Below are 3449 nucleotides of genomic sequence, written 5' to 3'. Positions count from 1 at the left end.
TCTGCCTGCCGCCTCTCTGCCACCTGCCGCTTCAGTTCCCGCGTGCTTTCCTCGAGCTCGGCCATCTTCTTTTCCAGCTTCGCGATGAGTCGCTTGTTGTGCTCCGTCAGATAGTCCTCTTCGTCCGCAAGAGAGCCCTCGCGCTTCCCGGCCGCTTCCGCGCACACCCGGTCGATGACGCTGAGAAGTTCATCGGGCTCCATGGGCTTGATGAGGTATTCGTCGGCGCCGAGGCTGAGCCCCAGTTTCCTGTCCTTCTCGTCGGTGTAGGTCGCGGTGTAAAAGATGAAAGGGATGGCGTCGAGGTCTTCACTTTTCCTGCACTCCCGGCACAGCTGGAACCCGTCCATCTCGGGCATGAGGATGTCGGAGACGATGAGGTCGCACCGGGTCCCGGACAGGTAATCGAGGGCCTCGCGGCCGTTGCGCGCGCTTGCGACCTCGTGACCCGCAGCCTTAAGCATGACCTCCAGGTAGTAGAGATTGTCAGTATTGTCGTCGGCGATAAGGATCTTCACGTGGTCTCCTCCCCCCGGCCGCCAAAACACCGTTTCATGTCATCAACGAAGGTTTCGGGATCGATGGGCTTCTCGATATATCCCGAACAACCCGCCTCGAGTGCCTTTTCCCTGTCACCCGTCATGGCGTAGGACGTCACCGCTATGATGGGCATGGCCTTGAGCTCCGCATAACTGCGCAGCTCCCGCGCAACGCCGTATCCGTCCATGTCGGGCAGCTGTATGTCGAGCAGTATGGCAAGAAGCCCCGGGGACATTGCCTTGTCTATCCCTTCCCGGGCGCTCCTCGCCTCCACGACGCGAAATCCGTTCTTCTCAAGGAGGAACCTCATGAGATACATGTTCTGCTCGTTGTCCTCGATCACCAGTATCCCATCCTTCATGACCCCTCCTTCCTCCTTGCCGGGAGAACAACGGTGAAGGTGCTGCCTTCGCCGAGAACGCTTTGGACGCTGATCTGCCCGCTCATCATATCGACGAGCTTCCTCGTGATGGACAGACCGAGCCCCGTGCCTTCGTGCCTTCGGGACAGGCCGGTGTCCACCTGCTGAAAAGGATTGAATATCCTCTCCAGGTTTCCGGCGTCTATGCCGATCCCGGAGTCCTTCACGCTCAGGACCACATCGGTATCCCGCGCCGCGCAGGATATCTCTATGAATCCTTTCTCGGTAAATTTGATCGAATTGTTAACAAGGTTTATGATGATCTGCTCGACCCGCCTCTTGTCCCCGACGAAGGTCCCCATTTCCCCGGCCGTCCTGAGGGAAAGAGTGAGTCCTTTTCTCTCGGCCAGCGGCGACACAAGACCCACCACCTTGTTGACGGAGGCCATGAGGTCGAAGGGCTCCGCCTCGATGTCGAGCTGACCCGCCTCGATCTTGGAGATGTCGAGGACGTCGTTGATGAGATCGAGGAGATGGCGGGAACTGTTCTGCACCATGCCGAGCTGTTTGCGCTGTTCCTCGTTGAGAGGTCCGGCGAGCCCCTGGACCAAAAGCCCGGTAAAACCGATGATGGAATTGAGCGGGGTGCGAAGCTCGTGGGACATGGTGGCCAGAAAAGCCGATTTCAGATGGTCGGCGGACTCCGCTTTCTGACGTGCTATATCCAGCTCGGAGGTCCTCTCCGCAACGAGTTCCTCAAGATGGTCCCGGTACTTCACCAGCTGGTTCTCGGCAACCCTGCGTGCCGTGACGTCCTCCATGGTGATCAGTATCTCCCCATCGTGAAGCCTGACGGGGGTGAAACTGACGGTTTTCTCCGTCCCGTCCGAACAGGTGACCCTGTTCTCATAGGCCTTGTTCTCGCCGGGAGTAAACCTCTCCACCATCTCGAGCCACGCCCCTATCACCTGGTGCCTGTACCCGCGATCGGGATAGGCCTTTCTGAACCACGTCCTGCCGTCGGGAACATCGTTCACGGTATAGCCGAACATCTCTGTGAACTTCGGATTAACGTACCTGTATGTGCCGTCACCGGAGATCATTACCATGCCGAAAGGAGCATTCTCGGTCAGGGCCAGTTCCCTGTCCTTTTCCCTCAGCAGGGCTTCGTCCGCCTGGACTCGCTCCAGGATCTCTTTCTCCATCCGGGCCGTGCGCGACTTAACGCGCACCCGCAGCATGAGGTTGTGTAACAGGACAAGGCAGGCGATCCCTATCACCGAGAGCACGACCCACTTGATCCAGCCCGGGTAGTCTTTCCTGCCCGCAATGCCGGTCCAGCGCCTCAGGGAGTAATAGTAAGGTGAATTGCGGTCGGTCTTCAGGGTCTCGACGTAGCGGTCCAGGGCAGCGACAAGATCCGGAGCCTTTCCTTTCGGAGCGGCAAACCTGAGCTCGATGGGGTTGAAGATGAGATTGGTGCGGCGAACACCGTAGGTGTCTTCATGGAGAAGACCGAAGAACCGGTTGACGACCCCGGCATCGGCCCTGCCGGCCTTCAACTCCCGGAAGACCTGTTCGTAGTTGCCCACCTCAACGAATTCAGCCGTCACCCCGAACCGGAAAAGCATATCGCGCAGCGCTATGTTGTGGGTATCGGCCTTTACCACCGCAATGCTCTTTCCCTCGAGCTGCATGAAGGAGTCGAGCGTCTCTCCCCGCATCGCGTAGACCTGGCCCCAGTTCGACACAACGCTGTTGCCCGTAAAATCCGCGTACCCGACTCTGTCTTCCGAAAGGGCCACGGCCGTGAGGATGTCTACCTCCCCGTTCCTCAGCATCTCCAGACACCGATCCCAATCGCAGGAGACATAGGACACGGCCCATCCCTCGTAGTGCGCCACGTAGCGGATGATGTCCATGAAGAGCCCTTCCCCCTCGCCTTTCTCATTCACGAATGCCATGGGAAGGTTGGGCTCCGCCGCGACACGCACCGCCCGCTTTGCCTCAGCGGGATATGTTGAAAGAATCAAAAGAAAAATAAGGACAACGACTGTTATCAGGAAGCGGGTGAAGCATGGAAAAGCCTTACGCGCCATGGTCTGCCCTTTACCCGGTCAAAAATGCACTGCATCGAAAAACGTCCCGAATCCTTCAAACGCTTCTAACGGCTCTAACGGTTCCAACCGTCTTTACAGCTTCAGCTTGAGTCCCGAGTCCTTCTTCTCCTCACCTTCGTCGGGCTTCATCTCGGCCATTTTTATCTTGAGCCGCACGTCGTTGGGGCTGTCGGCATAGGCGATGGCGTTGTCGAGGTCCAGAAGGCCTGCCTGGTACATGTCGAAGATGTGCTGGTCGAAGGTCTGCATTCCCTCGAAGTAGGACTCCGCCATGGTCTCTTTCAGGAGGGTGATCTCGCCTTTGAGAATGAGGTCCTTGACCCTCGGGCTGTCGAGAAGGATCTCGATCGCCGCCGCGCGCTTGCCCTCCACGGTGGGGATGAGCCTCTGGGATATGATGGAGCGTATGTTGAGGGAAAGCTGCATGT

Annotated in this window: 4 protein-coding genes; all 4 read right to left on the bottom strand. The window is 58.2% G+C overall.

Going from position 1 to position 3449, the window contains the following annotated elements:
* A partial coding sequence (locus GXX82_15310) for a response regulator (GenBank protein ID NLT24408.1) occupies positions 1-518 on the bottom strand: 518 nt, incomplete at its 3' end.
* Positions 515-901, bottom strand: a complete 387-nt coding sequence (locus tag GXX82_15305; protein ID NLT24407.1) for a response regulator — start codon at positions 899-901, stop codon at positions 515-517. The genes GXX82_15305 and GXX82_15310, both read right to left, overlap by 4 nt.
* Positions 898-2865, bottom strand: a complete 1968-nt coding sequence (locus GXX82_15300) for a transporter substrate-binding domain-containing protein (GenBank protein NLT24406.1) — start codon at positions 2863-2865, stop codon at positions 898-900. The genes GXX82_15305 and GXX82_15300 overlap by 4 nt, the downstream gene beginning before the upstream one ends.
* 228 nt (positions 2866-3093) lie before the next feature.
* Positions 3094-3449: type IV pili twitching motility protein PilT (locus GXX82_15295; GenBank protein NLT24405.1), on the bottom strand; the 356-nt coding region annotated here is incomplete at its 5' end.

Origin of the sequence: Syntrophorhabdus sp. (assembly GCA_012719415.1) — a bacterium.
Taxonomy (GTDB): Bacteria; Desulfobacterota; Syntrophorhabdia; order Syntrophorhabdales; family Syntrophorhabdaceae; genus Delta-02.
The sequence above is the reverse complement of the archived record's forward strand: the minus strand, read 5'-3'. Positions and strand labels throughout refer to the sequence as shown.

What these genes read in the sequence shown, in the direction of transcription:
- GXX82_15305 (NLT24407.1), bottom strand. Translation starts at nt 901, where the DNA reads ATGAAGGATGGGATACTGGTGATCGAGGACAACGAGCAGAACATGTAT.
- GXX82_15300 (NLT24406.1), bottom strand. Translation starts at nt 2,865, where the DNA reads ATGGCATTCGTGAATGAGAAAGGCGAGGGGGAAGGGCTCTTCATGGAC.